Origin of the sequence: Pseudomonas sp. RGM2987, assembly GCF_022952855.1 — a bacterium.
Lineage (GTDB): Bacteria > Pseudomonadota > Gammaproteobacteria > Pseudomonadales > Pseudomonadaceae > Aquipseudomonas.
Genome location: NZ_JALJDX010000209.1, coordinates 1 through 26,734, shown reverse-complemented (window position 1 = coordinate 26,734; position 26,734 = coordinate 1). Strand labels below are relative to the sequence as shown.

Here is a 26,734-nt window from a genome sequence, read left to right as displayed (position 1 = left end):
CTCTATCTCGGGCGGGCCTTGTGGGCGGCCCGATGGGTTAAGGCAGGCGAAAGGCCGGCCGGGGCGAGCCCCGGCCGGCAAACAGACTTACCAGCAGATGCCTTCGGCCCGGCCACTTTCATGAGTGGTCTTGGCCATGAAGCCGACCAGGTCGATGACCTGCTTGCCTTCCGGTACGTTCTCGGTCAGTGCACGGAACTTCTCATCGCGGTTGCCCAGGATGATGATGTCGGAGCTGTCGATCACCGAGTCGAAGTCGGAGTTGAGCAAGGACGAGACGTGAGGGATCTTCGACTCGATGTAGTCCTTGTTCGCACCGTGGACGCGGGCGTATTCGACGTTGCTGTCGTAGATGCGCAGGTCGTAGCCCTTGCCGATCAGCATTTCCGCCAGTTCAACCAGCGGGCTCTCGCGCAGGTCGTCGGTGCCGGCCTTGAAGCTCAGGCCCAGCAGGGCGACTTTGCGTTTGTCGTGGCTGGAAACGATGTCGAAGGCGTTCTGCACCTGGGACTCGTTACTGCGCATCAGCGAGTTGAGCAGCGGCGCTTCCACGTCCAGGGAGCTGGCGCGGTAGGTCAGGGCGCGAACGTCTTTGGGCAGGCAGGAGCCGCCGAAGGCGAAGCCAGGGCGCATGTAGTACTGGGACAGGTTCAGGGCCTTGTCCTGGCAGACCACGTCCATCACTTCACGGCCATCGACGCCGACGGCCTTGGCGATGTTGCCGATCTCGTTGGCGAAGGTCACCTTGGTGGCGTGCCAGACGTTGCAGGTGTACTTGATCATCTCGGCGACGGCGATGTCCTTGCGGATGATCGGTGCGTCGAGTTCTTCGTACAGCGATTGCAGGACGTCGCCGGAGGCGGTGTCGAACTCGCCGATGACGGTCATCGGAGGCTGGTCGTAGTCTTTGATCGCGGTGCTTTCGCGCAGGAACTCTGGGTTGACCGCGACGCCGAAATCGACACCGGCTTTCTTGCCGGAGCAGTCTTCGAGAATCGGGATGACAACGTTTGCGACAGTGCCCGGCAAGACGGTGCTGCGAACCACGATGGTGTGGCGGGTGGTTTTGTCACGCAGGACAAAACCGATCTCGCGGCATACGGCTTCGATGTAGTTAAGTTCGAGGTCGCCGTTCTTTTTGCTAGGTGTACCGACACAGATCATCGACAGGTCAGTATCGCGAATAGCTTCGGCGAAGTTGGTAGTGCCGCGCAGTCGACCTGTTTGAATGCCTTGTGCCAGCAGTTCGCCAAGACCCGGTTCAACGATCGGCGATTTACCGGCGTTGATCATGTCGATTTTGTCTTTGGCGACATCTACGCCAACTACATCATGGCCCCGTGCAGACAGGCAACCGGCACATACTGCACCGACGTAACCCAAACCAAATATGCTAATGCGCATCGCATTTACCTCTGTTTTTCACGCCATTAAATGGCCGGAGTTAATAGTGTTCAGCGGTCATCGTGCACTCGGAAGTGTGGAATGCAGGCGCCACAGTGCCGTGTGCAGGCATACAAAGTTCCGAGTGTCTAAATAATTGCACTCAAGTTGTGCGCAAAGCGGCCTAGTTGTTATGACCTGCCCTGTTATGCAGCCTGTCCTCGTTGTCGGGAACGTCCGTGCAAAGGTCCTACACTTCTGACTTCTGGCAAAAAGCCCACAAAATCAGAAGCTTGTGTGCTCGGGTGAGCACGTTATAGGGGCGCAGCCTTGGCCTTGTAGGGGATAGTTATGGTGCGTTATCTCCTGTCCTTCCATCTTGGGTTCATTAAGGCGACCGTTTCGCTTAGTTGTCGTGACAACTTGGTTACTGTGGTCGACATCCCATGTAAGTTTTCTCTTACAGACGCGGCGAGAATCGTTACGGGTGGTATGAGCCGTGCAAATTGACATAGTTCCTATCCGCTCATCGTGATTTTCGAAATTTTTCGAAATATTTTAGAAGATGGCACTACTTGCAATATGATGGCACGGGCTGTTTTGGCCTTTATTGATGGGGAGTTAAGCGGGGTCGATATTTTTGTGCCACTACTGGTAAAAATTTTTGGTGCCACTACGCAAAAAACTGACGAGTGTCGAGTGAAAGAAAAGTTAGCGATGGAGTGGGACGATTTATTGGCGTCAGGGAGCTGACGAAGTGGGCGGGTAAGTAAGATGACAAATGAGACTTTGATCGAAGCCCCCGATCAGGGGGCGATATAAGGTTATGCCTTATTCCGGGGCATGGTCGCGCAGGAATACCAGTTTGTCCGGGCTCGACTGCTCCGGGTTGAATCGATAACCCTGCACATCGAATTGCTTGAGTGCCTGGGGATCGTTGATCCGTTCCTGGATCACGAAGCGACTCATCAGGCCCCGGGCCTTCTTGGCATAGAAACTGATGATCTTGTACTGGCCATTTTTCAGGTCCCTGAACTCGGTGTCGATGACCCGAGCGTTAAGTGCACTGCGCTTGACCGCCGAGAAGTATTCATTGGAGGCCAGGTTCAACAGGATGTCGTCACCCTGATCGACCAAGGCTTCGTTCAGCCATTCGCTGATCCGTGTACCCCAGAATGCATAGAGATCCTTGCCGCGGGCGTTGGCCAGCTTGGTGCCCATTTCCAGGCGATAGGGTTGCATCAGGTCCAGTGGGCGCAGCAGGCCGTAGAGTCCGGAAAGCATGCGCAGGTGTTGCTGGGCGTAGTCGAAGTCGGCTTCGCCCAGGCTTTGTGCGTCCAGCCCGGTATAGACATCGCCCTTGAAGGCCAGCAGCGCTTGCTTGGCATTGGCCGGGGTGAACGCTGGGGTCCAACTGCCGAACCGCGCGGCGTTGAGGCCGCCGATCTTGTCGGAAACGTGCATCAGTTCGCTGATCTGTGCCGGCGACAGCTCGCGCAGCTGTTCGATCAGCTCCTGGGAGTGGTCCAGGTACTGCGGCTGAGTAAAACGCTCGGTGACCGGCGGTGTTTCGTAGTCGAGGGTCTTGGCGGGGGAAATCACCATCAGCATGCAATCGTCTCCTTTAAAGGTGCGGCGATTCTAGGGGGTTGTCCGGGTGGACTCCAGCTATTGGGGTGATAGGTGATGGGTGGCGGCGATTCAGTCCATGGCCTGGGTGCCACCAGCTCTTGTGGCGAGGGAGCTTGCTCCCGCTGGGTTGCGAAGCAGCCCCAGAAATGCCGGCGACCGCTTCGCGCTCGAGCGGGAGCAAGCTCCCTCGCCACAAAAGCAGACTCGAGTAGCGAAGTCGTCACCCCAGGATCGGCTATGATGCCGCCGCGGCTTTCGTTATGGAGACATCCCTCTTGCGCATCGTTCTTCTGTTATCGGCCTGGCTCTTGAGCCTGGGCGTCATGGCCGCGCCCAACGACGTCGCCACCCTGGATCGCAGTACCTGGCCGGAACAACTCACCAGCCCGACCCTGTTCGATGTGGCCTCGCGGGCCGAGATCCTGATGTTCGCCCGGGTGTTGCTGGACGCCGATGCCATGGACGAAACCGCGTTGAAACAATATCTGGGGCTGCGCACCGTCAATATGGACGCGATCGACGCGCTTCGCGAACGACTCTGGCGGCGGCTCTTGGACGGCTACAACTTCGCCCAGCGCAGTTGTGACCAGGATGCGTCGTTCTGTTACCTGGTAGAAGACATGGCTACCTTGCGCGAGGAGGCCCGCCGATTCCATCTCGATGACACCTCTTACTACATCAAGTGGGCCGCGCCGAGCCAGATCTTCCACACTCAATACCGGGATGAACTGCTGCGCAAAGCCGCTCTGTTTCCGCAGTCGAGCAGCGAAATCGCCCGGTTCGGTGATTACGAGCGCAACGGCGAGCAGATGAATGACCGGTTGTTCCTGCTGACCTTCGACAGTGGCGCCAATGTCGTACCGGACAATACCCAGTGGCTGGCCGATTACCTGCGCAAGTCGAACCTGAACGGCACGTTTTTCGTGTTGGGCAAGGACATCCAGGCGCGGCTGGCGGAACGCTCGGTCAACAGCCTCCAGGGGTTGTATTCAGGGCAGTGCGTGGGTGTCCAGGGCTGGGAATTCCGCTCCCACAGTTATTGGCAGGACTGGCAGGATTCGGTGCGGCGCAGCGTCGAGTTGGTCAAGGGCAAGCTGCCGGAAAACTACGTGCCGCTGTTCCGGCCACCCCAAGGCCAGCGCCGGGGCGACGCCGAAGGGTTTTTCCGCAGCCAGGGCCTGCAAGTGGCGTTGTGGGACATCGACCCTCTGGACAGTACCGGTCGGCTCAAGCCCGAGCAGAGTGCCCAGCGTGCCCTGACCCTGATGCTGTTGTGGCGCCATGGCGTGATCAACTTCAACGCAAGGCAGGATGGCGTCAAAACGGCATTGCCCTGGCTCATGACGCAGACGGCGCAAAGCGGGATCGGTTGGGAAGACTGCCAGGAGGCGTTTCGCTGAAAAGCCTGAAAGGCCCGGAAACATTGGGGAAGGGGGAAAAACCGGCGCACATTCATGACGACCGGACTTCCGACTTTAACGGCGCGACGGCGGTACGCCAAGGGTTATTCGTCACTCTGCAAAATAAACTTCAAAAAAGCGTCAAAGTGCTTTTTCCTGTCATGGTTTTTGGAGTATCAAGAAGTCAGACCGCCGAAACCTGCAACACAGGTGGCGTCTTCCAAGACCCAGATTGTGTGCACTTCACCTCAAGCCTTGCGGGTGAATTCGGTGGCTACTTCGAGGCGCAGCACTGTCACGGTATTGCGTCGAATGGCCCCCACATAGGTGACCGAGTATGGATGACCACGGACGTAGCCCTTCCTCCAACCAGCCAATCCTCTATGTACTCGATACCAACGTATTGATCCACGATCCAAACGCGCTCCTGAACTTCGAAGAACACCACGTCGCCATCCCGATGACCGTGCTTGAGGAACTGGACAAACTCAAGAGCGGGCACCACAGCGTTGCGGCCGAATGCCGTCAGGCAATCCGCCTGATCGACAAGACCCTGGGCGATGCCTCCCCGGAAGACGTCGAGCTGGGCGTGCCGATCCAGCGTGGCAAAGGTGGCCCCAAGGGCTTGCTGTCGATCCTGATGAGCAAACGCACCGAGCCCAACCTGGTGCTGCCTGAACACCTGAACGACAACATCATCATCAACCAGTTGATCGACCTGCACGCGCGCAACAAGGATCAAGCCGTGGTGCTGGTGACCAAAGACATCAACATGCGCCTCAAGGCCCGCGCCTGCGGGATCGCGGCAGAGGACTACAGCACCGACCAGTTGGTTGACGATGTCTCGCTGTTGCCCAACGGCTACCACACCATGACCGGCTCCTTCTGGGACCGCGTGAGCAAGGTCGAAACCCGCCAGGACCACGGCCGCACCTGGCACCAGGTGCAACTGATCGACAACCTGCCGGCGGTGCACATCAACGAATTCATCATCGACGAACAAGGATTCGTCGGCTGGATCAAGGAAATCCAGGTCGACAAACTGCTGATTCTTGACCTGCACCAGGAACCCCTGCTGCATCAGGAAGCCTGGGGCCTCAAGCCTCGTGACATCTACCAGAGCCTGGCGCTGTTTGCCTTGCTCGATCCGGACATCCACCTGGTCAACCTGTCCGGTGCCGCAGGTTCCGGCAAGACCATCCTGGCTCTGGCCGCCGCCATCGAGCAGACCATGGTCAGCAAGCGCTACCGGCGCATCATCGCCACCCGCAGCGTGCAGGGCCTGGACCAGGAGATCGGCTTTCTGCCCGGCACCGAGGCGGAAAAAATGGAGCCTTGGCTGGGGGCCATCACCGACAACCTCGAAGCCTTGCACATGGATGACGAAAGCACCCATGGCAGCGTCGACTACATCCTCAGCAAAGTGCCGTTGCAGTTCAAATCCCTCAACTACATCCGCGGCCGCAGCTTCCAGCAGAGCCTGATCCTGATCGACGAATGCCAGAACCTCACCCCGCACCAGATGAAAACCATCATCACCCGTGCCGGTGCCGGTTCCAAAGTGGTGTGCCTGGGTAACCTGGCGCAGATCGACACCCCTTACCTGTCCGCGACCAGTTCCGGGCTGACCTACCTGACCGAACGCTTCAAGGACTTCCCCAACGGGGTCCACATCACCCTGCAAGGCGTACCGCGCTCGATCCTGGCCGAATACGCCGAATCGCACCTGTAACCCAACCAGACCGGACGGCCTATGGCCGCCCGGTTTTTTCGCCTTGCACATAACCCTGTGGGAGCGGGCTTTCTCGCGAAAGCGGTGTGTCAGACGCCTGTTGATCAACTGACCCACTGCATTCGCGAGCAAGCCCGCTCCCACAAGGGGATATGCGGTGTCTGGGAAATTACAGCGCACCTCAGGTGCGACAATCAGGCGTGCCGGTTTCTGACCCACAGGTTTACAATCGACACTCCTCATCAGGAGTAACCCTGTGCTGACTCATCTCGATTCCCAAGGTCGCGCCAATATGGTCGACGTGACCGACAAGGCCGTGACGTTCCGTGAAGCCACGGCCGAAGCCTTTGTGCGCATGTTGCCCGCCACCCTGCAGATGATCGTCAGCGGCGGTCATCCCAAAGGCGATGTGTTCGCCGTGGCGCGCATCGCCGGTATCCAGGCTGCGAAGAAGACCAGCGACCTGATTCCGCTCTGTCACCCGCTGATGCTCACCAACGTCAAGGTCGAGCTCGACGCCGCAGGGGACGACCTGGTGCGCATCGTTGCCCGTTGCAAACTGTCGGGACAGACCGGGGTGGAGATGGAAGCCCTGACCGCCGCCAGCGTCGCCGCGTTGACGATCTACGACATGTGCAAGGCCGTCGACCGGGGCATGACCATCGAGGGCGTGCGGGTGCTGGAGAAACTTGGCGGCAAGAGCGGCCACTTCCAGGCGGATGCACAATGAAAATCACCGTGAAATTCTTTGCCCGTTACCGTGAGGCGCTGGGCGTGGACTCGGTTGCGGTGGAAGGCGACTTCGCCACGGTTGATGACGTGCGTGCGCTGCTTGCCCAGCGTGAGGGGGCCGAGGTACTCAGGGAGCAAAACCTGATGTGCGCCCGCAACGAAGACCTGTGCCAGCTCGATGAGCCCCTGGCCGACGGTGACGAAGTCGCGTTTTTCCCCACCGTGACCGGAGGCTGAGCCATGGCGATTCGTGTACAGGCCGAGCCGTTCGACCCGGGCGCTGAAGTCAACGCGATGCATGCGGCCAACGTCGGGGTGGGGGCGGTGGTGAGCTTTGTCGGCTACGTGCGGGACTTCAACGACGGCCTCGATGTGTCCGGGATGTTCCTGGAGCACTACCCGGGCATGACCGAAAAGGCCTTGGCCAAGATCGCCACCGAGGCCGGGCAGCGCTGGCCGCTGCTCAAGCTGGAAGTGCTGCACCGCATCGGCGCCCTGGAACCGGGCGAGCCGATCGTCTTCGTCGCTGCAGCCAGCGCCCATCGCCAGGCGGCGTTCGACGCCTGCGCCTTTGTCATGGACTACCTCAAGACCCGCGCACCGTTCTGGAAAAAGGAAAACACCGCCGATGGGCCGCGCTGGGTGGAAGGGCGGGATAGTGATCATGCGGCGGCGGATCGCTGGAAGCAGTAATCGGTAGTCTGGCTGGTAACTATCTGGCGTCTGCCAGGCAGCATTCGCGAGCAAGCCCGCTCCTACAAGTGATTTGGGTTTTACCCAGTACACAGTTCCCCTGTGGGAGCGGGCTTGCTCGCGAATAGGCCATCCTCCTCCCATCCAATTCCCCTGCCTGACTCATTGACGACATGTACATTAAAGTCCAGTATGGATTTATAAGTACAAAATATCCTTGCACGCTTTTTTCTCTGCCAAACCAACAACAACCCCGCGAGAGAACGTCATGAACAAACTTCCCCTCATCACCGGCCTGGCCTTGAGCCTGTTGGCCTCCAGCTATCTGTTCGCCGCCGACAAGACTCTGCGCATCGGCATCGAGGCGGCGTATCCGCCGTTCGCGTCCAAGAATTCGGAAGGAAATATCGTCGGTTTCGACTACGACATCGGCAACGCCTTGTGCGCGCAGATGAAGGCCGAGTGTAAATGGGTCGAAGGTGAGTTCGATGGGCTGATTCCAGCGTTGAAGGTGAAGAAGATCGACCTGGCGTTGTCCTCCATGACCATCACCGAAGAGCGCAAGAAATCGGTGGACTTCACCCACAAGTATTACTTCACGTCGTCGCGCCTGGTAATGAAGGAAGGCGCGATGGTCGATGACCAGTACGCCAGCCTCAAGGGCAAGACCGTGGGTGTGCAACGGGCCACCACGACTGATCGCTACGCCACTGAAGTCCTCGAGCCCAAGGGCGTGATCGTCAAGCGCTACAGCAACAACGAAGAAATCTACATGGACCTGGCGTCCGGTCGCCTGGACGCGATATTCGCGGACACCATTCCGTTGGAAGACTTCCTGTCGATGCCCCGGGGCAAGGGCTACGCTTTTGTCGGCCCGGAACTCAAGGACCCGAAGTACGTCGGTGAAGGCGCGGGGATTGCGGTGCGCAAGGGCAATACCCAGTTGGTGACGGATCTGAACAAGGCCATCGACGGGATTCGGGCCAGTGGGGAGTATCAGCGGATCCAGGCCAAGTATTTCAAGTCGGATATCTATGGCGACTGAAACATAGTCTTCGCGAGCAAGCCCGCTCCCACAGGGGATCTGCGTCGAACACATTTTTTGTGTCCAATTAAGATCCAGTGTGGGAGCGGGCTTGCTCGCGAAAGCGTCAGGCCAGGCAATGCAAATCTTAGCCCTTCAACTCCTTCAAATGCTTGTAAACCGTCGCCCGCCCCATGTTCAGCACATTCGCCACATAGTTGGAGGCGCTCTTGCCCTTGAACGCGCCTTCGGCGTGTAGCGCCAGCACCAGCTCGCGTTTGTGATCGCGGGTCAACAGATTCAGGCTCAGCTGACGTTCGCGCATCCAGGCGTGCAGGAAGGTGTTGATCCGTTCCTGCCAGTCATCGCGGAACAGTGAATCCGGTTGGGGAATCAACTTGCCGGGTGACAGGAACAGGTCGAGGGCGGCCTTGGCGTTCTCGAATAGAGAAATGTTCAGGTTGATGCACAACACCGCCAGCGGGCGAGCCTCGGCATCGCGCAGGACGCTGCTGAGGCTGCGGATCTTCTGCCCGTCCCAATTGAGTTTTTCATAGGGCCCGATGTTACGTTCGCTGACGTCTTCGCTGAGCATGTCTTCCAGGGACGAGTCGTCGCCGATCTCGCGCTTGGACAGGTTATTGGCGATGTAGTCGACTTTCTGCGTGCGCAGGTCGTGCAGTACCACTTCGGCATGAGGGTAAAACAACGTGGCGATGGCGTCGGCGATGGTGCGGAAGTTTTCCAGCGCCGGGTCGGGTTGCGGGGCGTTCATGACAGGGCTCCAGGCAGCGTCAGCGCCCCGTGGAACAGGGGCGCGGGGGAGTGTGCCGCAATCGTGGCGATGCGTCACCTGCGTAGCGTTTACCCGGTGCGTCAACCCAGGCGTTCGGGCGAGAGCATTGCGCTGCTCAGGCCAAAGCGGGCCAGCGCCTCGGGCAACGGTTCGCCGCGCACCAGCGCCGCGCTGGCCTGGCCCATGGCCGGCGAGGTCTGGATGCCATAGCCGCCCTGGGCCGCGACCCAGAACAAGCCGGTGACCTGCGGATCGAAACCGCACAGCAAATCACCGTCGTGCACGAAGCTGCGCAACCCGGCCCACGTGCGGGTCGGGCGGCGGATGGTCAGGGTGGTGGCTTCTTCGATCTGGTAGATGCCCATGGCGATGTCCAGTTCTTCCGGCTGCACGTCGTGAGGCTCCACCGGGTCGGCGTTGGCCGGCGAGCCGAGGAACATGCCGGCGTCGGGCTTCATGTAGAAGGATTCGTCCAGGCTCACCAGCATCGGCCAGTCATGGATGTCCACCCCGTCGGGGCCGGCGAAGATGAAGGCGGCACGTCGCTTGGGTTGCAGGCCCAGCGGGCGTGCACCGGCCATCTTCGCGACCTGGTCGGCCCAGGCGCCAGCGGCGTTGATCAGCACCGGCGCGCTGAAGGTTTGGCCGGCGGTCTTGACCTGCCACAGCCCCTGGTCGTCGCGGCTCAAGCCTACCACCTCGTGGTCAGTGTGGACTTCGCCGCCACTGCGGCGAATTCCGCGCAGATAGCCCTGGTGCAGCGCGTCAGTGTCGATGTCGCAGGCCGTTGGGTCGTAGATCGCCCCGTGGACCTTGTCCCGGCGCAGGATCGGCAGCCGCACGCAGGCTTCTTCGGCACTGAGCAGCTGCATCTGCGGCACCGTGGCCCTGGCGCTCAGGTACTGATTGTTCAGCTCCACCGGGTCGCCGGTGAAGTCGACGGTCATTTCGCCCCGAGGGGTCAGCAGCGGATGCTCACAGAAACCCGCTGGCGGGGCGTCGAAAAAGTCCCGGCTGGCCTGGGTCAGCGCCCGTACCTGCGCGGTGCCGTAGGCAGCGGTGTACAGCGCCGCCGAACGCCCGGTGGAGTGATAGCCCGGATGGGATTCGCGCTCCAGCACAATGACCCGGCCATAGGGCGCCAGCCAGTAACCGGCGGAAGCACCGGCGATACCGCCGCCGATGATGATGAAGTCTGCTGGGGTCATGAAGCTCTCCTGAAGCGCGTGCGGGAGTTCGTTGAACCTGTGGGATCGAGTGGTATCAGTCTTGAACGTTTAACCGATAAAGCGCATTCGCCAGCGCAACGTCCTCCAGCCCCAGTCCAATGGAGCGGAAAAACACATGGCGTTCATAGCGGGGCCGCGCGACCCGTTCGCTGAGCAGCTCCGGCAAGTCACCGACGATGCGCGATGCGTCCCAGCCGTGCTGTTCGCCGGCGATCAGCATTTCCCCGGCCGAACCCGGCGTGGTCTGACGATAGTCGCAGAACACCTCCATGTCGTTCAGGCTCTGCGGCGGCACCTCGTGGGCGCGCGGGGCGTTGGTGCTGATGGAGGTGATCAGTGCCGGTTTGCCGAGGACCTGCGGGTCGAGTACCGCTCTGGCGGACGAGGTGCAGAGCATGACCACATCGGCGTCGCGCACTGCGGCTTCCAGGCTTTCGGCCATTTGCAGGCGCGGGTCGAGGTCGGTGAGTAAGGCGAGCGCCTCCACCGATTTGTCCTTCAGGCCGGGAGAATAGAGGTTGATGCACTGCCAGTCCCGCAAGCCTTTGACGTATTGCACGTGAGCGCGCGCCACTGCGCCGCTGCCAATGACGGCCAGACGCCGGGCCTGCGGCGGGGCGAGGGCATCGACAGCAACAGCGGTGGTGGCAGCGGTGCGGGCGGTCGTCAGCTCGGCGGCATCGCACAGCAACAGTGGCTGCCCGGTCTGCATCGACATCAGCAAGGTCCAGGCGGTCACCAGCGGGCCCTGTTCACGCACGATGTAGGGCGAGGTCTTGATCCCGTACACCTGGTCTTCAGCCAACACCCCCAGGTAGTTGATGAAGTCCCCGGCGCCCTGGGGGAACGCCACCAGTTGCTGCGGTGGTTGCACCGCTTGACCGGCGGCGAGGTCGCGAAACAGCTTGCGCAGGATTTGCGGCACATCGACGTGTGCGAGCAGTTCCCGGGCCTGGGCTTGGGTCATGACTATGGGCGTGCTGGGCATCGTGGACTCCGGGGTGGTGCTATTAAACTAATTTGTCTATTATGGACTTTTAGTTTATTCGAGCAATATCCCGGGCAAAAAAAAGCGCAGCCACTCGGACTGCGCTTGCTGTTTTGCGACGAACGTCAGGAGCGTTTGCGCTCGACCGGCCGTAAAAGATGGGTCGGTGGCGTTTCGCAACTGATCTTGCGCCCCAGCAGCGCCTCGATGGACGGCAACTGATAGGAGTCATCCTCGCCGGCGAAGCTGATGGACACGCCCTCGGCACCGGCGCGACCGGTACGGCCGATGCGGTGCACATAGTCGTCCGGGACTTCCGGCAGGGTGAAGTTGATCACGTGGCTGATGCCATCGATATGAATGCCGCGACCGGCAACATCGGTGGCCACCAGTACGCGGATCTTGCCCTCGCGAAAGCCTTCCAACGTCTTGATGCGCTTGTGCTGTGGCACGTCGCCGGACAGTTGCGCGGCGTTGACGCCGTCGCGCACCAGGCGTTCTTCGATACGCCGCACTTCGTCCTTGCGGTTGGCGAACACCATCACCCGCTCCCAGCCGTTGTCGTTGACCAGGTTGTAGAGCAGCTTGTACTTGTCCGCGCCGGCCACCGCGTAGATGTGCTGTTCGACGTTTTCGCTGGCGACGTTCTCGGCTTCGATCTCGACGATGGCCGGGTCGGTGGTCCACTGCTTGGCCAGGTTCATAACGTCTTCGGTGAAGGTGGCGGAAAACAGCAGGGTCTGGCGTTCGCTTTTCGGTGGGGTCTGGCGAATGATCTGGCGAACCTGGGGGATGAAACCCATGTCGAGCATGCGGTCGGCCTCGTCCAGGACCATCACTTCGACCATATCCAGGTGCACGTCGCCGCGCTGGTTGAAGTCCAGCAGGCGGCCCGGCGTGGCGACCAGAATGTCGCAGTGGCGAGCTTCGAGGTGCTTGAGCTGCTTGTCGAAGTCCATCCCGCCGACGAACGTCATGACGTTCAGGCCGGTGTACTTGGTCAGGTCGGCGGCATCCTTGGCGATCTGTACCACCAGCTCGCGGGTCGGCGCGATGATCAGTGCCCGTGGCTCACCCATGTAGCGTTCCTTGGGCGGCGGGGTCTGCAGCAGTTGGGTAATGATGGAAATCAGGAACGCGGCGGTCTTGCCGGTGCCGGTCTGGGCGCGACCGATCGCGTCTTTGCCGGCCAGGGTGTAGCCCAGCACCTGCGCCTGGATCGGCGTGCAGTATGGGAAGCCCAGGTCCTGGATGGCATGCATCAATTCTGGGGCGAGCTTGAAATCGTGGAAGCGGGTCTTGCCTTCCTGAGGCTCGACGACGAAGTCCTCCAGTTTCCAGGCGACGACCGGCGGTTTCGGAGCGCGTTCGCGGCGTGGCCGTGAGGCTTCGTTGCGTGGCTTTTGCGGCGCCGCGTCGGGCTCGGCGGCGGCCTCTTTCCTGGCCTCTGCAACGGGGGCCGGTCGGCGCGATTGATGGGGCGCTTCGGTGTGGTTCGGGCCTGGGGCGGGAGCGTGGGCGCCGGGAGCGAGTTGCTCGGCCTCGCTTTTACCGAACATCTTCTTGAGTGCTTTGAGCACGGTCATCTCATCGATTGGTTAAGGAATGTACGCCGGCCAGTGTAATGCAAGAAACGGGCGCGGCGTAGTGTGTTCATCAACAGCTGGGACGTGGGCGAAACGCCCTTCAGCGCAATCGTTCGGTCAACCAGGTGCCGATGTCTCCAATCTCCTCGGGTAACACTTCGTGGCCCATTGGGTATTCCTGCCATGTCACGGTGACACCATGCTGCTTGAGATACTCTTTTGCGGTCCGGCCCATTGGGTTGAGTACCACTTCGTCGTACTGCCCGTGCAACGCCAGGACTGGAACACGTTGCTGGCTGGCCGACAGTTGCAGCTCGTCACTGAAAGTCGGCGCATAAGTGGACAGCGCGATCACGCCTCCCAGCGGACCCTGCCATTTCACGAAGGCCGTGTGATAAACCACCGCACCGCCTTGGGAGAAGCCTGCCAGGAAAATCCGCGAGGCGTCTATTCCGCTGGCTCGCTGGGTTTCGACCAGGTCAATGACCCGTTGCGCCGAGGCCTCCAGTTGCGCTTCATCGATGGCGCGCGCGGGGCTCAAGGCGCGGATGTCGTACCAGCTGGGCATGGCGTAGCCGCCGTTTATCGTTACTGGCTGGGTCGATGCCTGGGGTAGAACGAAACGTGTAGTGAGCAGGGTCTGCTGCAGGATTTCGGCTACGGGCAGGAAATCATAACGATCAGCACCCAGGCCGTGGAGCCAGATAACGCACGCATCAACGGTGCCGCTGGGCTCGAGAATCAAGGGGTCGGTCATGGTTGTGCTCCAAATCTGTGCGGGTGCGCCCAATCAGTGCGTGATTGCGGTGCGTGCCCGGTGCCTCAGTTAATTAGATGTCGCAAAGTTGAAAGTTTTTGTCTTGACGTGTTTTACATGGGCCAAGCGCAGCGGTCTGGTACGGGCTTTGCTATGGGGTAACCGAGAGATGATTCTCACGCTGCGCGGTAACACTATCAGTTCGACGCGACGCATGGGATATCAGAAATCCGGTGATGGATGTTCGCCAATAGCCGCTACGGGCTTCGCGAACGTGAAGGGCTACAGCCCGTTCGGCCGATTGGTGAGAAGTGGGGGCAGCCGCCAAGGGTGTATGTCCTCATTAATAGACTCATAGCGAAGGTCCAGACGTCGGTTGACCCTAAAAAAAGCCAACGAGGGTCGGCAATGCCCCAAAAGGGTGCGACAGGACTCAAGCTCCGACACAACAAGAGCAAAACTGGAGGTTTGAATGAAGTTACTGAAATCCACCCTGGCTGTCGTGACCGCAGCAGCTGTACTTGGTGTGAGCGGGTTCGCGCAGGCGGGTGCAACCCTGGACGCCGTGCAGAAGAAAGGTTTCGTACAGTGTGGTGTAAGTGATGGCCTGCCGGGTTTCTCGGTGCCTGATTCGACCGGCAAGATCGTCGGCATCGACGCTGACTTCTGCCGCGCCGTGGCGGCTGCGGTTTTCGGCGACGCGACCAAGGTCAAATTCAGCCAGTTGAACGCCAAGGAGCGCTTCACCGCGCTGCAATCGGGCGAAATCGACGTACTCTCGCGCAACTCCACCATGACCAGCTCCCGTGACGCGGGCATGGGCCTGAAATTCCCGGGCTTCATCACCTATTACGACGGCATCGGCTTCCTGGCGAACAACAAGCTGGGTGTGAAGAGCGCCAAGGAACTGGACGGTGCAACCATCTGCATCCAGGCCGGTACCACCACCGAGCTGAACGTGTCCGACTACTTCCGCGCCAACGGCCTGAAGTACACCCCGATCACGTTCGATACTTCCGATGAAAGCGCCAAGTCGCTGGAGTCCGGTCGTTGCGACGTGCTGACCTCCGACAAGTCCCAGCTGTTCGCCCAGCGCAGCAAGCTGGCTTCGCCGAAGGACTACGTGGTTCTGCCGGAAACCATTTCCAAGGAGCCACTGGGCCCGGTCGTGCGTAATGGCGACGACGAGTGGCTGGCCATCGTCCGTTGGACCGGCTACGCCCTGCTCAACACTGAAGAAGCCGGCGTGACCTCGAAGAACGTCGAGGCTGAAGCCAAGTCCACCAAGAACCCGGACGTCGCTCGTATGCTGGGCGCCGACGGTGAATATGGCAAGGACCTGAAACTGCCGAAGGACTGGGTCGTCCAGATCGTCAAGCAAGTCGGCAACTACGGTGAGATGTTCGAACGCAACCTCGGCAAGAGCACTCCGCTGGAAATCGACCGCGGCCTGAACGCGCTGTGGAACGCTGGCGGCATCCAATACGCACCACCAGTGCGCTGATGGTTCTATCACCCGGTGGGCCAACCACCGGGTGATGTTCTGTTCCATTCCTTGCGGGGCACTTCATGCAAAATTCAATCGGCGCACCTAAGCAGAGGCTCAGCCTCAGCGATCCACGAGTGCGTGCGTGGGTATTTCAGATCGTCACGGTCGTGGCGGTTATCGCGTTGGGCTGGTATCTGTTCGACAACACGCAGACCAACCTTCAGCACCGGGGCATCACTTCCGGTTTCGGCTTTCTGGAACGCAGTGCCGGGTTCGGCATTGCCCAACACCTGATCGATTACACCGAGGCGGACAGCTATGCCCGCGTCTTTGTCATCGGGTTGCTCAACACGCTGCTGGTGACCTTCATCGGCGTGATCCTGGCAACCATCCTCGGGTTCATCATCGGCGTCGCGCGCTTGTCGCAGAACTGGATCATCTCCAAGCTGGCGACCGTCTATGTGGAGGTATTTCGTAACATCCCGCCGCTGCTGCAAATCCTGTTCTGGTATTTCGCGGTGTTTTTGAGCATGCCGGGACCGCGTGCCGCCCATAACTTCGGCGATACCTTCTTTGTCAGCAGCCGGGGCTTGAACATGCCGGCCGCCCTGGTGGCGGACGGGTTCTGGCCGTTTGTCGTCAGCGTGGTGCTGGCGATCGTCGCCATCGTGCTGATGGCTCGCTGGGCCAACAAGCGTTTCGAAGCGACCGGCGAGCCGTTTCACAAATTCTGGGTTGGCCTGGCGCTGTTCCTGGTGATCCCGGCATTGAGCGCGCTGCTGTTCGGTGCCCCGGTGCACTGGGAAATGCCGCAGCTCAAGGGCTTCAACTTCGTTGGCGGCTGGGTGCTGATCCCTGAACTGCTTGCCCTGACTCTGGCCCTGACCGTGTATACCGCAGCGTTCATCGCCGAGATCGTGCGCTCGGGCATCAAGTCGGTCAGCCATGGCCAGACCGAAGCGGCTCGCTCCCTGGGCCTGCGCAACGGTCCGACCCTGCGCAAGGTGATCATCCCGCAAGCCCTGCGTGTGATCATTCCACCGCTGACCAGCCAATACCTGAACCTGGCGAAAAACTCCTCCCTGGCGGCCGGTATCGGTTACCCGGAAATGGTGTCGTTGTTTGCCGGTACGGTGTTGAACCAGACCGGCCAGGCCATCGAGGTGATTGCGATTACCATGAGCGTGTACCTGGCGATCAGTATCAGCATTTCCTTGCTGATGAACTGGTACAACAAGCGCATTGCGCTGATCGAGCGGTGAGGAAACGCGCATGACGACTCATACTTTCAAACCTGACATGCCCCCACCGAGCAGTAGCATCGGCGTGGTTGCATGGATGCGCGCCAACATGTTCTCCAGCTGGATCAACACGCTGCTGACCCTGTTCGCGTTCTACCTGATCTACCTGATTATCCCGCCGCTGCTGCATTGGGCGATCCTGGATGCGAACTGGGTCGGCACTACCCGCGCCGACTGCACCAAGGAAGGCGCCTGCTGGGTGTTCATCCAACAGCGTTTCGGGCAGTTCATGTACGGCTATTACCCGGCGGACCTGCGCTGGCGCGTGGACCTGACCGTGTGGCTGGCCGTGATCGGCGCGGCGCCGCTGTTCATCTCGCGCTTTCCGCGCAAGGCGATCTACGGCCTGAGCTTCCTGGTGGTGTATCCAATCGTTGCCTGGTGCCTGCTGCACGGTGGCGTGTTCGGCCTGGACGCCGTGGCGACCAGCCAATGGGGCGGCCTGATGCTGACCCTGGTGATCGCCACCGTCGGGATTGCCGGTGCACTGCCGCTGGGCATTGTCCTGGCACTGGGGCGGCGTTCGAACATGCCGGCGATCCGTGTGGTCTGCGTGACGTTCATCGAGTTCTGGCGCGGCGTGCCGTTGATCACCGTGCTGTTCATGTCATCGGTGATGCTGCCGCTGTTCCTGCCCGAAGGCATGAACTTCGACAAGCTGCTGCGGGCGCTGATCGGGGTGATCCTGTTCCAGTCGGCCTACGTGGCCGAAGTGGTGCGCGGCGGCCTGCAAGCCATTCCCAAGGGCCAGTACGAAGCGGCTGCGGCGATGGGCCTGGGCTACTGGCGCAGCATGGGCCTGGTGATTCTGCCGCAAGCCCTGAAGCTGGTGATCCCGGGGATCGTCAACACGTTCATTGCGTTGTTCAAGGACACCAGCCTGGTGATCATCATCGGCCTGTTCGACCTGCTCAACAGCGTGAAACAAGCTGCCGCCGACCCGAAATGGCTGGGCATGGCCACTGAAGGCTATGTGTTCGCCGCCCTGGTGTTCTGGATTTTCTGTTTTGGTATGTCGCGCTATTCCATGCATCTGGAACGCAAGCTCGACACAGGCCACAAGCGTTAGGAGTTGACTCATGAGTGAAGCAATCAAAAAGCCTGTGAGCCCTGAAGGCATTATTCAGATGCAGGGCGTCAACAAGTGGTACGGCCAGTTCCACGTGTTGAAAGACATCAACCTGAACGTCAAGCAGGGCGAGCGCATCGTGTTGTGCGGCCCGTCGGGTTCCGGCAAGTCCACCACCATCCGCTGCCTCAACCGTCTGGAAGAGCACCAGCAGGGCCGCATCGTGGTAGATGGCGTGGAACTGACCAACGACCTCAAGCAGATCGAAGCGATCCGCCGTGAAGTCGGCATGGTGTTCCAGCACTTCAACCTTTTCCCGCACCTGACCATCCTGCAGAACTGCACCCTGGCGCCGATGTGGGTACGCAAGATGCCCAAGCGCAAGGCCGAGGAAATTGCCATGCACTACCTGGAGCGCGTACGCATTCCGGAGCAGGCGCACAAATACCCGGGCCAGCTCTCCGGCGGTCAGCAACAGCGTGTGGCCATCGCCCGTGCCCTGTGCATGAAGCCGAAGATCATGCTGTTCGATGAACCGACCTCGGCACTCGACCCGGAAATGGTGAAGGAAGTACTCGACACCATGATCGGTCTGGCCGAAGACGGCATGACCATGTTGTGCGTGACCCACGAAATGGGCTTCGCTCGGACTGTGGCCAACCGCGTGATCTTCATGGACAAGGGTGAAATCGTCGAACAGGCCGCGCCGAACGACTTCTTCGACAATCCGCAGAACGACCGCACCAAGCTGTTCCTGAGCCAGATCCTGCATTGATCGACTTTGAACAGTGAGTAAACCCGGACGCTGTTTCTAATGCTGTTCACTTAAGGTTTATCACTTGTCGTGGCGAGGGAGCTTGCTCCCGCTGGGCCGCTCCGCGTTCGGGCGTAGCAGCCTCAAAAGCTTGGGACCGCTGCGCGCTCCAGCGGGAGCAAGCTCCCTCGCCACGGGGCGGTGACGTCCTTAAGTGAACGGTATTGGGACGTTGTTCCGGGTTTATTTTTTGTGTGGCGATGCTCAGGAAGCCGTGAGGGTTTCGTGCTCCTTGTGTACCGTCGTCTTGAATTGCCTCAAGTCGGCGTCTTCCGCCAATGTCTTCGCATCGGCGAGCAGATGCGGGTAGCGGTCGAGCAGGCGCATCAGCAGCATCAATGCCTTGGGTGGCAGTACCTCACCGCGCTCATAACGGGAAAACGCGTTGTGACCGCCGCCGGACAACAGCGCCACCGCCTCCTTTTGCGACAGATGCAGTTTGCGGCGAACGCGTTTCAACTCTTCGCCGATCATCTTCCTGGCGGCATTGACCAGTTCATCGCCCACGCGGTCATGACGTTGCGAACAGTCGGCGTCGTACTCGACTTCCCCGCACATCTGGCACTCCCAGCCAGACAAATCGTCGACTCGACGTTCCAGTCCCTTGATGGCCAGGGTTTCGCCACGGCCTTCGAAATGCGACATGCCCTGAGGGGCACCACAGCTGAAACACTGCTGGGTTTTCATGCGTTCTTCTCCTTGAAGGAAATCACCGGTGGGCCGCCGCTCGGGCGATACGTCACCTTGATGTAAAGCTGCAAATCATGTGAGTGCAGGTGATAGACGTCGTGCCAGATCCGATGATCGTCATAGGTCGTCATCGACTTGTAGAACTGGCTGCGCTGGAGCCCGGCCACCACCGCCTGCATGTCGACGAGCGTCAAGCCAAGCGCCCATGCGGTATTTTTGGCGGTGCTGGTGAACGCGTTTCCTTTGAGCCGCCGGACATCTGCCTGGATCACCGCCAGATCGTAGTGAGGTGTGTTCTTGTCCATAAGAAGCTTTTAACCCTGTCGCTAAAACTACCCTTATAGGGTAATTTTGACCAATCGAAAATGTTGCTTCGTTTGCCTCCCATTGACCGTAGGCGGTTGCCGTCCTACATGAAGCTGACTAACATGTCAGAAAATTCGGATTGTGATTTCACCGCCGCCCGACCGGCACTCAGCGTGCTGTACCGCTATTTTTCCAGCGCGATCGGTGCGCAATCGCGACCGACGCCTCAGCATCATCCCTCGTCATCAATCCGTGTCCGACTTGATCCGCAACGGGTCAAGCCCGCTGCTGATGGTTGATCAATGAACCCTGATCCAGAGCTTTCCATGTCCCGCGATTCGCTTGACCCTATTGCCCAGGCCGCGCCGCAACGCGCCGGCGACCTTGAAGAACTGCTGATCGATGCCGAAGTCGACGACGAGCAGGCCCAACAGAGCCACCCGCTGGTGCGCCGGCCATGGTTGCTGCTGCTTGGGCTGATCCTCGTGGCGCTGAACCTGCGTCCGGCATTGTCGAGCATGGCGCCGCTGCTCAGCGAAGTGTCCAGGAGTCTTGGGCTGTCAGCCGCCCAGGCCGGTCTGCTGACCACGCTGCCGGTGCTGTGCCTGGGGCTGTTCGCGCCGCTGGCGCCAGTGCTGGCGCGGCGCTTCGGGGCTGAGCGGGTGGTGTTGGGGATCCTGCTGACCCTGGCCGGTGGGATCGTCTTGCGTAGCTCGTTCGGTCAGGTCGGGCTGTTCGCCGGCAGTATCCTGGCCGGTGCGAGCATCGGCGTGATCGGCGTACTGTTACCGGGGATCGTCAAGCGTGACTTCGCCAAGCAGGCCGGAGCCATGACCGGTGTCTACACCATGGCCCTGTGCCTGGGGGCGGCGATGGCTGCGGGGGCAACGGTGCCATTGAGCGAACAGTTGGGCGACGACTGGACCCTGGGGCTGGGTTTCTGGATGGTCCCGGCGCTGCTGGCGGCGGTGTTCTGGTTGCCGCAGGTGGGCCAAAAGCATGGGGCCCATCAGGTGGCATACAGGGTCCGTGGCTTGCTGCGCGATCCCTTGGCCTGGCAAGTGACTTTGTACATGGGGCTGCAATCGTCCCTGGCCTATATCGTCTTCGGCTGGCTGCCCTCGATCCTGATCGGTCGTGGTCTGAGCCCGACCGAGGCCGGACTGGTGCTGTCCGGCTCGGTCATCGTGCAACTGGTCAGCTCTCTTACTGCCCCTTGGCTGGCGACCCGCGGCAAGGACCAGCGGCCGGCCATCGTGATCGTCATGCTCATGACCCTGGGTGGTTTGTTCGGTTGCCTCTATGCGCCCATCGATGGCCTTTGGGGCTGGGCCATCCTGTTGGGCCTGGGGCAGGGCGCGACCTTCAGCCTGGCGTTGACACTGATCGTGTTGCGCTCGCGCGATGCCCATGTGGCGGCGAACCTGTCCAGCATGGCCCAAGGCTTCGGTTACACACTGGCGTCGCTCGGGCCGTTCGCGGTGGGGGTGGTCCACGATCTGACTGGTGGCTGGAATGCCCTGGGCTGGATCTTCGGCCTGATCGGCCTGGGTGCGATCATCGCTGGCCTCGGCGCAGGCCGGGCGTTGTACGTGGGCGTCAGCAGCGAAAGAGTCGAGCCGCTTCGCTGATATCATTTTCATGGCGAATGACGATAGTCTTCCGCGCGGCGGCAGATTATCGTGCAGCCTTACTGAAATGATTCCGGAGCCTGCCCATGAGCGATGCCCACAACGCCCTGATCACCCGTTTCTACCAGGCCTTCCAGCGACTGGACGCCGAAGCCATGAGTGACTGCTACACCGCTGACGTGGTGTTCAGCGACCCGGCGTTCGGTGAACTACGTGGCCGCGATGCCGGCGACATGTGGCGCATGCTCACCACGCGGGCCAAGGATTTCTCCCTGACCTTCGATAACGTGCGCAGTGACGAGCGTACCGGCGGCGCACACTGGGTCGCCACCTACCTGTTCAGCCAGACCGGCAACGTCGTGATCAATGACATCCAGGCGCGCTTCGTTTTTCGCGACGGCAAGATCTGCGAGCACCACGACAGCTTCGACCTGTGGCGCTGGTCGCGTCAGGCATTGGGCACCAAGGGCCTGCTGCTGGGCTGGACGCCGCTGGTGCGCAACGCCGTGCGGGCCCAGGCGCTCAAAGGGCTGCGGGCATTCCAGGCCAGTCGCTGATAAGATCGCGGCTTGTTTCTGCGCATCTGTTGACCCGCTTGTGACGACCACTCACGAACCTTCCGAACTGCCTGCCCAAAACCCAGCCGAACCGGGCAAGCCTTGGTTCGTCTACCTGGTGCGGGCCGCCAACGGCTCGCTGTACTGCGGCATCAGCGATGACCCAGTGCGGCGCTTCGCCAAGCATCAGAGTGGCAAAGGCGCTCGCTTCTTTCTATCCAGCCCAGCCGTGGCGCTGGTGTATACCGAGGCCTGTCGCGACAAGGGCGAAGCCCTTCGCCAGGAACGGCTGATCAAGAAGCTCAGGAAAAGCGCCAAGGAATGCCTGGTGGCGAGCGCGCCGGCGCCTCATCAGTCGCGCTGATACACCCTCATCATGCGGGTAGGCTAGTCCATGGGGGGCGCGCTAAGCTGCAAGACTTCATTCCTGCAGCGGCCGATCCCATGTCAGAACTGATTCTGCATCATTACCCAACGTCCCCCTTCGCCGAGAAAGCCCGCCTGTTGCTGGGTTTCAAAGGCCTGTCCTGGCGTTCGGTAAACATCCCGCCAATGATGCCCAAGCCCGACCTGACGGCGTTGACCGGCGGCTACCGCAAGACGCCGGTGTTGCAGGTCGGTGCGGACATCTATTGCGATACGTCGCTGATTGCCCGCCGATTGGAGCAGGAAAAAGCCTCCCCGGCACTATTCCCCGAAGGTCGGGAGATGCTCGCGGCCTCCTTTGCGGCCTGGGCCGATTCCGTGGTGTTCCAGCATGCGGTGAGCCTGGTGTTCCAGCCCGAGTCCATGGCCGTGCGCTTCGCCAAGCTGCCGCCCGAGGCGGTCAAGGCGTTTATCGCTGACCGCGCCGGATTGTTCAGTGGCGGCAGCGCAACGCGGTTGTCGGCTGAGCAGGCCAGGCATCAATGGCCAACGATGATGGCTCGTCTTGAGCAGCAACTGCAGCGCGAGGAGGGCGACTTTCTATTGGGCGATCCGTCGATTGCCGACTTTGCCATGGCGCACCCGCTGTGGTTTCTCAAGGGCACGCCTGTCACCTCCCCCCTGGTGGACGCGTATCCGGCTGTTTCGGCCTGGTTGGGTCGGGTGCTGGGGTTCGGCCATGGCGCGTCGAGCGCGATGAACGCCGAAGAAGCCCTGGAAGTGGCGCACAGTGCCACGCCCGCAGCCTTGCCGGACGAGGCGTTCGACGAGCCAAACGGCTTTGCCCAGGGGCAGCAGGTGAGTATTAGCGCGACCGACTACGGTGTCGATCCGGTGGCCGGGGAATTGTTGTTTGCCGGGCGTGAAGAACTGATCCTGCGCCGCGAGGACGCACGCGGCGGGGTGCTGCATGTGCACTTTCCGCGGCTTGGGTTTCGTATCGAGGCGTGCTGATCGAGGGCAGCCTCAAGTATCTTTTTTGAATGTGAAGCCGTCTTCGCGAGCAAGCCCGCTCCCACACTGAATTGGGTGCAACCCTGTGGGAGCGGGCTTGCTCGCGAAGGCGGCCCAGTCGACACGCCATCATCCCAACGAGTCCGACTACTTCAACGCCTTGAGAATGCCTTCAGGCTCATACCCACGAATCAACGTGCCATTCACGTCCAGGATCGGAATCCCGCGCCCGCCCAAGGCTTCATAAGCCTTGCGCGCCTCAGGGTCCTTCTCGATATCGAACTCGCGAAACGGCACGCCTTTCTCATCGAGGAACCGTCGGGTCGCCTTGCAGTAGCCGCACCAGTCGGTGGCGTACAGCACGACGCGGGCGTTGCTGCGAATCTGCTGCGAAACCATCTGCGAGGGGTTGAACAGCCGCTCGACCTTGCCCCAGTTCTGGTACGCCACCACGACCAGCAGGATCAGCAGAAACTTCTTCAGGACCCCGCCGAACATCAATTGCGCCGCTTGAGCTGATCAGTCAGCGAAGTCGGCAAGCCCTTGATGATCAACGTGCCAGCTTCTTCGTCGTACTCGATCTTGGAGCCGAGCAAGTGTGCTTCGAAGCTGATGGACAACCCTTCGGCGCGGCCGGTGAAGCGACGGAACTGGTTAAGGGTGCGTTTATCCGCCGGGATCTCTGGCGACAGCCCGTAATCCTTGTTGCGGATGTGATCGTAGAAGGCTTTCGGGCGATCTTCGTCGATCAGTTCGGACAATTCTTCCAGCCCCATCGGTTCGCCCAGCTTGGCCTGGCTGCTGGCGTAATCCACCAGGGTCTTGGTCTTTTCCCGGGCATCGTCTTCGGGCAGGTCTTCGCTTTCGACGAAATCACTGAAGGCCTTGAGCAGGGTACGGGTCTCGCCGGGGCCGTCGACGCCTTCCTGGCAGCCGATGAAGTCGCGGAAATACTCCGAGACCTTCTTGCCATTCTTGCCCTTGATGAACGAAATGTACTGCTTGGACTGTTTATTGTTCTGCCATTCCGAGACGTTGATCCGCGCCGCCAGGTGCAGCTGGCCCAGGTCCAGATGGCGGGACGGGGTCACGTCCAGCTCATCGGTCACCGCCACGCCTTCGCTGTGGTGCAGCAAGGCGATCGCCAGGTAGTCGGTCATGCCCTGTTGATAATGCGCGAACAGCACGTGGCCGCCCACCGACAGGTTGGACTCTTCCATCAGTTTTTGCAGGTGCTCCACCGCCACGCGACTGAAGGCGGTGAAGTCCTTGCCGCCTTCCAGATATTCCTTCAGCCAGCCGCTGAACGGATGCGCCCCGGACTCGGCATGGAAAAAGCCCCAGGCCTTGCCTTGTTTGGCGTTGTAGCTCTCGTTGAGGTCGGCGAGCATGTTCTCGATGGCCGTGGACTCTGCCAGTTCGGAGTCGCGAGCATGGAGCACAGCAGGGGTGCCGTCGGGTTTTTTGTCGATCAGGTGGACGATGCAATGACGGATCGGCATGGATTTCTCGGCTGATGAAAGAGAGGAGGGCGCGCTCCCCGAAAAAGGCCCAGTGTACCGCAATCACTGGTTTTGGAACCCGGCAAAGGCCCTTTCGGACCCGTCCGCCCCCCTATATGCATTTTTTTACCGTTTTAGCGCAAGAAAGCTGACCAAATGGGTAGCTGGAAGCGGATATTTCAAAGGCATTGTGCTAGTTTTGCCCGGTCTTACGCGAAGTCACTGCGTTAAGCGTGCATTCAGCATTTGTCAGGTCGAACCAAACCCGGTTTTCGGCATCTATTACCCCGATCCGTCGCGGTGATTGCCGAGGGTGCCCGATCACGCGATCTGGCTCGATGGCTGACACTGCACTCTGCAATCCACATGAATTTGATAGGGAAGGAACACTACATGGCTCTTACTAAAGACCAACTGATCGCTGATTTGGCTGAAGCTGTAGACGCGCCGAAAACCACCGTGCGTGCACTGCTGGACCAACTGGGCCAAATCGTTGCCGATCAGCTGGAAAATGGTGGCGAAATCACCCTGCCAGGCGTCGGCAAGCTGAAAGTCACCGAGCGTCCTGCCCGTACCGGCCGCAACCCTTCGACTGGCGCTGCCATCGAAATCGCTGCCAAGAAAGTGATCAAGCTGGTTGTGGCCAAAGGCCTGACCGACGCGGTCAACAAGTAAGACTGCTTTAGTAAAAAACCGCGCCATGGAGCAATCCGGGCGCGGTTTTTTATTGCCTTGGATAAAGTGGCCTGTGGCGAGGGGATAAATCCCTTTGCCAAAGCATCATAGCGAGGCTTTTGTGGCGAGGGAGCTTGCTCCCGCTGGGTTGCGCAGCGACCCCAAGGCAGGCTGAATCTGGTCTGCCTGATTCACCGAGGTGCCAGGTCTTGGGGCTGCTGTGCAGCCCAGCGGGAGCAAGCTCCCTCGCCACAGGAGTGAGCGCTCTGCCGATTCAATCCTTGCGGACCCAGCGCATCTGGCGCCAGGCCTGTTGCTGCGCCTCCGTCTGGAAGGTCCAGGCCACGAAGCGGCTCTGTTTCTGCCCCTGGGACATTTCCACTACCTGGCTGTGCAGTGCGCCTGCCTTCTTCAGTGCGGTTTGGATCGCTGGCAGGTTTGAGGCCTTCGACACCAGGGTGCTGAACCACAACACCTGCGTGGCCAGTTGCGCGCTTTCGCCGATCAGTTGCGTCACGAACCGGGCTTCCCCACCTTCGCACCACAACTCAGCGGCCTGACCGCCAAAGTTCAGCACCGGCAGCTTGCGTTTCGGATCGGCCTTGCCCAGTGCACGCCATTTGCGCTGGCTGCCGCGGGTGGCTTCCTCCAGGGAGGCGTGGAACGGTGGGTTACACATCGTCAGGTCGAACCGCTCGCTGGCCTCAAGCAGGCCCAGCAGGATCTGCTTGCGGTTGGCTTGCTGGCGCAACTCGATGACCTTGTTCAAACCGTTGGATTGCACAATGGCCTTGGCCGAGGCAATCGCCACCGAATCGATCTCCGAACCGAGGAAGTGCCAGCGATAGTCGCTATGGCCGATCAACGGATAGACGCAGTTGGCCCCGGTGCCGATGTCCAGCACCTTCACCGCCGCCCCCCGTGGGATTTCCCCACCATTTTGACTGGCGAGCAGGTCGGCGAGAAAGTGCACATAGTCCGCCCGGCCAGGCACCGGCGGGCACAGGTAGTCCGCCGGGATGTCCCAATGGGCGATGCCATAGAAGGATTTGAGCAGCGCCCGGTTGAACACGCGCACCGCCTCGGGGCTGGCAAAGTCGATGCTTTCCTTGCCATAGGGGTTGATGATCACGAACTTCGCCAGCTCGGGCGTGGACTTGATCAGCGCCGGGAAGTCATAACGGCCCTGGTGGCGGTTGCGTGGGTGCAGGCTGGCCTTTTCACGCGGTGCGGCGGCCTTGGTGTCGGCGGCTGGCTTGGGCTTCTGGCGGGCAGGTTTGGGAGTGCGGGGGGCGGTCATGGGCAGGTCGATTCGGGGGTGGCTCAGAAAGTGGCGGCTATTGTCCCATATCCAGCACGGTCTTGAGG

At 60.5% G+C, this 26,734-nt stretch carries 28 protein-coding genes; 16 read left to right on the top strand and 12 right to left on the bottom strand.

The genetic code is table 11. The features are described 5' to 3' along the window. Positions 1-87: 87 nt before the first annotated feature. Positions 88-1,404, bottom strand: a complete 1,317-nt coding sequence (locus tag RGM2987_RS18650; RefSeq protein ID WP_245144055.1) for a UDP-glucose/GDP-mannose dehydrogenase family protein — start codon at positions 1,402-1,404, stop codon at positions 88-90. Positions 1,405-1,914: 510 nt separating this feature from the next. Between RGM2987_RS18650 and RGM2987_RS18645 the strand changes: the two genes are divergently transcribed. Beyond that, positions 1,915-2,136, top strand: coding sequence for a hypothetical protein (locus RGM2987_RS18645; protein ID WP_245144053.1), 222 nt, complete (start codon positions 1,915-1,917; stop codon positions 2,134-2,136). Positions 2,137-2,214: 78 nt separating this feature from the next. On the opposite strand, the gene yaaA is transcribed toward RGM2987_RS18645, so the two are convergent. Further along, positions 2,215-2,994, bottom strand: coding sequence for a peroxide stress protein YaaA (gene yaaA, locus RGM2987_RS18640; protein WP_245144050.1), 780 nt, complete (start codon positions 2,992-2,994; stop codon positions 2,215-2,217). Between the two features lie 296 nt (positions 2,995-3,290). Between yaaA and RGM2987_RS18635 the strand changes: the two genes are divergently transcribed. From RGM2987_RS18635 to RGM2987_RS18610, 6 genes are all read left to right on the top strand, one after another. After that, positions 3,291-4,415 (top strand): polysaccharide deacetylase family protein, encoded by a 1,125-nt coding sequence (locus RGM2987_RS18635; protein WP_245144048.1) that lies wholly within the window; start codon positions 3,291-3,293, stop codon positions 4,413-4,415. A 337-nt stretch (positions 4,416-4,752) separates the two neighbouring features. Then, positions 4,753-6,147, top strand: coding sequence for a PhoH family protein (locus RGM2987_RS18630; protein ID WP_245144046.1), 1,395 nt, complete (start codon positions 4,753-4,755; stop codon positions 6,145-6,147). 256 nt (positions 6,148-6,403) lie between these two features. Continuing rightward, positions 6,404-6,877, top strand: a complete 474-nt coding sequence (moaC, locus tag RGM2987_RS18625; protein WP_245144044.1) for a cyclic pyranopterin monophosphate synthase MoaC — start codon at positions 6,404-6,406, stop codon at positions 6,875-6,877. Continuing rightward, positions 6,874-7,116, top strand: a complete 243-nt coding sequence (moaD, locus tag RGM2987_RS18620; protein ID WP_245144043.1) for a molybdopterin converting factor subunit 1 — start codon at positions 6,874-6,876, stop codon at positions 7,114-7,116. The genes moaC and moaD overlap by 4 nt, the downstream gene beginning before the upstream one ends. 3 nt (positions 7,117-7,119) lie before the next feature. Continuing rightward, positions 7,120-7,572, top strand: coding sequence for a molybdopterin synthase catalytic subunit MoaE (moaE, locus tag RGM2987_RS18615; protein ID WP_245144042.1), 453 nt, complete (start codon positions 7,120-7,122; stop codon positions 7,570-7,572). A 268-nt stretch (positions 7,573-7,840) separates the two neighbouring features. After that, positions 7,841-8,617 carry an ABC transporter substrate-binding protein gene (locus RGM2987_RS18610; RefSeq protein WP_245144041.1) on the top strand — a complete coding sequence of 259 codons (777 nt, stop codon included), beginning with the start codon at positions 7,841-7,843 and terminating at the stop codon, positions 8,615-8,617. Positions 8,618-8,744: 127 nt separating this feature from the next. Here the strand turns inward: RGM2987_RS18610 and RGM2987_RS18605 are convergent, their stop codons facing one another. From RGM2987_RS18605 to RGM2987_RS18585, 5 genes are all read right to left on the bottom strand, one after another. After that, a complete protein-coding gene (locus RGM2987_RS18605; protein WP_245144040.1) occupies positions 8,745-9,371 on the bottom strand; it encodes a PAS domain-containing protein in 627 nt (208 codons plus the stop codon). A gap of 101 nt (positions 9,372-9,472) precedes the next feature. Continuing rightward, entirely contained in the window at positions 9,473-10,600 is a 1,128-nt protein-coding gene (locus RGM2987_RS18600; RefSeq protein ID WP_245144039.1) for an FAD-binding oxidoreductase, read from the bottom strand. Between the two features lie 55 nt (positions 10,601-10,655). Then, positions 10,656-11,609: an ornithine cyclodeaminase family protein gene (locus RGM2987_RS18595; RefSeq protein WP_245144037.1), complete on the bottom strand. Its 954-nt coding sequence runs from the start codon at positions 11,607-11,609 to the stop codon at positions 10,656-10,658. A gap of 125 nt (positions 11,610-11,734) precedes the next feature. After that, positions 11,735-13,195 (bottom strand): ATP-dependent RNA helicase RhlB, encoded by a 1,461-nt coding sequence (gene rhlB / locus RGM2987_RS18590; RefSeq protein WP_245144035.1) that lies wholly within the window; start codon positions 13,193-13,195, stop codon positions 11,735-11,737. Between the two features lie 100 nt (positions 13,196-13,295). Continuing rightward, positions 13,296-13,952 carry an alpha/beta fold hydrolase gene (locus RGM2987_RS18585; RefSeq protein ID WP_245144032.1) on the bottom strand — a complete coding sequence of 219 codons (657 nt, stop codon included), beginning with the start codon at positions 13,950-13,952 and terminating at the stop codon, positions 13,296-13,298. Between the two features lie 472 nt (positions 13,953-14,424). On the opposite strand from RGM2987_RS18585, the gene RGM2987_RS18580 reads away from it, so the two are divergent. The 4 genes from RGM2987_RS18580 (at position 14,425) to RGM2987_RS18565 (ending at position 18,586) form a co-directional block, all read left to right on the top strand. Then, positions 14,425-15,456, top strand: coding sequence for an amino acid ABC transporter substrate-binding protein (locus tag RGM2987_RS18580; protein WP_245144029.1), 1,032 nt, complete (start codon positions 14,425-14,427; stop codon positions 15,454-15,456). 65 nt (positions 15,457-15,521) lie between these two features. Next, positions 15,522-16,703, top strand: coding sequence for an amino acid ABC transporter permease (locus RGM2987_RS18575; protein WP_245144027.1), 1,182 nt, complete (start codon positions 15,522-15,524; stop codon positions 16,701-16,703). A 10-nt stretch (positions 16,704-16,713) separates the two neighbouring features. Beyond that, entirely contained in the window at positions 16,714-17,811 is a 1,098-nt protein-coding gene (locus RGM2987_RS18570) for an amino acid ABC transporter permease (RefSeq protein WP_245144025.1), read from the top strand. Positions 17,812-17,821: 10 nt separating this feature from the next. Beyond that, positions 17,822-18,586: an amino acid ABC transporter ATP-binding protein gene (locus RGM2987_RS18565; protein WP_042730176.1), complete on the top strand. Its 765-nt coding sequence runs from the start codon at positions 17,822-17,824 to the stop codon at positions 18,584-18,586. 243 nt (positions 18,587-18,829) lie between these two features. Here the strand turns inward: RGM2987_RS18565 and RGM2987_RS18560 are convergent, their stop codons facing one another. Further along, positions 18,830-19,312 carry a type II TA system antitoxin MqsA family protein gene (locus tag RGM2987_RS18560; RefSeq protein ID WP_245144023.1) on the bottom strand — a complete coding sequence of 161 codons (483 nt, stop codon included), beginning with the start codon at positions 19,310-19,312 and terminating at the stop codon, positions 18,830-18,832. Continuing rightward, a complete protein-coding gene (locus RGM2987_RS18555) occupies positions 19,309-19,620 on the bottom strand; it encodes a type II toxin-antitoxin system MqsR family toxin (protein WP_245144020.1) in 312 nt (103 codons plus the stop codon). Before RGM2987_RS18555 ends, RGM2987_RS18560 begins: the two co-directional genes overlap by 4 nt. Positions 19,621-19,947: 327 nt before the next feature. On the opposite strand from RGM2987_RS18555, the gene RGM2987_RS18550 reads away from it, so the two are divergent. From RGM2987_RS18550 to RGM2987_RS18535, 4 genes are all read left to right on the top strand, one after another. Beyond that, positions 19,948-21,252 (top strand): CynX/NimT family MFS transporter, encoded by a 1,305-nt coding sequence (locus RGM2987_RS18550; protein WP_245144019.1) that lies wholly within the window; start codon positions 19,948-19,950, stop codon positions 21,250-21,252. 86 nt (positions 21,253-21,338) lie between these two features. Continuing rightward, positions 21,339-21,809 carry a nuclear transport factor 2 family protein gene (locus tag RGM2987_RS18545; RefSeq protein WP_245144018.1) on the top strand — a complete coding sequence of 157 codons (471 nt, stop codon included), beginning with the start codon at positions 21,339-21,341 and terminating at the stop codon, positions 21,807-21,809. 40 nt (positions 21,810-21,849) lie between these two features. Then, complete coding sequence (locus RGM2987_RS18540; protein ID WP_245144017.1) at positions 21,850-22,173, top strand: GIY-YIG nuclease family protein; 324 nt, start codon at positions 21,850-21,852, stop codon at positions 22,171-22,173. 80 nt (positions 22,174-22,253) lie between these two features. Continuing rightward, a complete protein-coding gene (locus tag RGM2987_RS18535) occupies positions 22,254-23,189 on the top strand; it encodes a glutathione S-transferase family protein (protein WP_245144016.1) in 936 nt (311 codons plus the stop codon). Between the two features lie 147 nt (positions 23,190-23,336). Here RGM2987_RS18535 and RGM2987_RS18530 read toward each other — a convergent pair whose 3' ends face one another. Together RGM2987_RS18530 and yejK are read right to left on the bottom strand one after the other, a co-directional pair. Continuing rightward, positions 23,337-23,687, bottom strand: coding sequence for a glutaredoxin family protein (locus RGM2987_RS18530; RefSeq protein WP_245144015.1), 351 nt, complete (start codon positions 23,685-23,687; stop codon positions 23,337-23,339). Next, positions 23,687-24,691, bottom strand: a complete 1,005-nt coding sequence (gene yejK / locus RGM2987_RS18525; protein WP_245144014.1) for a nucleoid-associated protein YejK — start codon at positions 24,689-24,691, stop codon at positions 23,687-23,689. Before yejK ends, RGM2987_RS18530 begins: the two co-directional genes overlap by 1 nt. A gap of 393 nt (positions 24,692-25,084) precedes the next feature. Here yejK and RGM2987_RS18520 point away from each other — a divergent pair, with 393 nt between their 5' ends. Then, the gene (locus tag RGM2987_RS18520) at positions 25,085-25,366 is read left to right on the top strand and encodes an HU family DNA-binding protein (protein WP_053149369.1); all 282 of its coding nucleotides are present in this window, start codon (positions 25,085-25,087) and stop codon (positions 25,364-25,366) included. Positions 25,367-25,640: 274 nt separating this feature from the next. On the opposite strand, the gene rlmF is transcribed toward RGM2987_RS18520, so the two are convergent. Then, positions 25,641-26,666, bottom strand: coding sequence for a 23S rRNA (adenine(1618)-N(6))-methyltransferase RlmF (rlmF, locus tag RGM2987_RS18515; protein WP_245144012.1), 1,026 nt, complete (start codon positions 26,664-26,666; stop codon positions 25,641-25,643). Positions 26,667-26,734: the final 68 nt, after the last annotated feature.

Excerpts from the sequence above, each read along its gene's own strand:
- RGM2987_RS18650 (WP_245144055.1), bottom strand. The coding sequence starts at position 1,404 with ATGCGCATTAGCATATTTGGTTTGGGTTACGTCGGTGCAGTATGTGCC.
- yaaA (WP_245144050.1), bottom strand. The coding sequence starts at position 2,994 with ATGCTGATGGTGATTTCCCCCGCCAAGACCCTCGACTACGAAACACCG.
- RGM2987_RS18630 (WP_245144046.1), top strand. The coding sequence starts at position 4,753 with ATGGATGACCACGGACGTAGCCCTTCCTCCAACCAGCCAATCCTCTAT.
- moaD (WP_245144043.1), top strand. The coding sequence starts at position 6,874 with ATGAAAATCACCGTGAAATTCTTTGCCCGTTACCGTGAGGCGCTGGGC.
- moaE (WP_245144042.1), top strand. The coding sequence starts at position 7,120 with ATGGCGATTCGTGTACAGGCCGAGCCGTTCGACCCGGGCGCTGAAGTC.
- RGM2987_RS18610 (WP_245144041.1), top strand. The coding sequence starts at position 7,841 with ATGAACAAACTTCCCCTCATCACCGGCCTGGCCTTGAGCCTGTTGGCC.
- RGM2987_RS18605 (WP_245144040.1), bottom strand. The coding sequence starts at position 9,371 with ATGAACGCCCCGCAACCCGACCCGGCGCTGGAAAACTTCCGCACCATC.
- RGM2987_RS18600 (WP_245144039.1), bottom strand. The coding sequence starts at position 10,600 with ATGACCCCAGCAGACTTCATCATCATCGGCGGCGGTATCGCCGGTGCT.
- RGM2987_RS18595 (WP_245144037.1), bottom strand. The coding sequence starts at position 11,609 with ATGCCCAGCACGCCCATAGTCATGACCCAAGCCCAGGCCCGGGAACTG.
- rhlB (WP_245144035.1), bottom strand. The coding sequence starts at position 13,195 with ATGACCGTGCTCAAAGCACTCAAGAAGATGTTCGGTAAAAGCGAGGCC.
- RGM2987_RS18585 (WP_245144032.1), bottom strand. The coding sequence starts at position 13,952 with ATGACCGACCCCTTGATTCTCGAGCCCAGCGGCACCGTTGATGCGTGC.
- RGM2987_RS18580 (WP_245144029.1), top strand. The coding sequence starts at position 14,425 with ATGAAGTTACTGAAATCCACCCTGGCTGTCGTGACCGCAGCAGCTGTA.
- RGM2987_RS18575 (WP_245144027.1), top strand. The coding sequence starts at position 15,522 with ATGCAAAATTCAATCGGCGCACCTAAGCAGAGGCTCAGCCTCAGCGAT.
- RGM2987_RS18570 (WP_245144025.1), top strand. The coding sequence starts at position 16,714 with ATGACGACTCATACTTTCAAACCTGACATGCCCCCACCGAGCAGTAGC.
- RGM2987_RS18565 (WP_042730176.1), top strand. The coding sequence starts at position 17,822 with ATGAGTGAAGCAATCAAAAAGCCTGTGAGCCCTGAAGGCATTATTCAG.
- RGM2987_RS18560 (WP_245144023.1), bottom strand. The coding sequence starts at position 19,312 with ATGAAAACCCAGCAGTGTTTCAGCTGTGGTGCCCCTCAGGGCATGTCG.
- RGM2987_RS18555 (WP_245144020.1), bottom strand. The coding sequence starts at position 19,620 with ATGGACAAGAACACACCTCACTACGATCTGGCGGTGATCCAGGCAGAT.
- RGM2987_RS18550 (WP_245144019.1), top strand. The coding sequence starts at position 19,948 with ATGTCCCGCGATTCGCTTGACCCTATTGCCCAGGCCGCGCCGCAACGC.
- RGM2987_RS18545 (WP_245144018.1), top strand. The coding sequence starts at position 21,339 with ATGAGCGATGCCCACAACGCCCTGATCACCCGTTTCTACCAGGCCTTC.
- RGM2987_RS18535 (WP_245144016.1), top strand. The coding sequence starts at position 22,254 with ATGTCAGAACTGATTCTGCATCATTACCCAACGTCCCCCTTCGCCGAG.
- RGM2987_RS18530 (WP_245144015.1), bottom strand. The coding sequence starts at position 23,687 with ATGTTCGGCGGGGTCCTGAAGAAGTTTCTGCTGATCCTGCTGGTCGTG.
- yejK (WP_245144014.1), bottom strand. The coding sequence starts at position 24,691 with ATGCCGATCCGTCATTGCATCGTCCACCTGATCGACAAAAAACCCGAC.
- RGM2987_RS18520 (WP_053149369.1), top strand. The coding sequence starts at position 25,085 with ATGGCTCTTACTAAAGACCAACTGATCGCTGATTTGGCTGAAGCTGTA.
- rlmF (WP_245144012.1), bottom strand. The coding sequence starts at position 26,666 with ATGACCGCCCCCCGCACTCCCAAACCTGCCCGCCAGAAGCCCAAGCCA.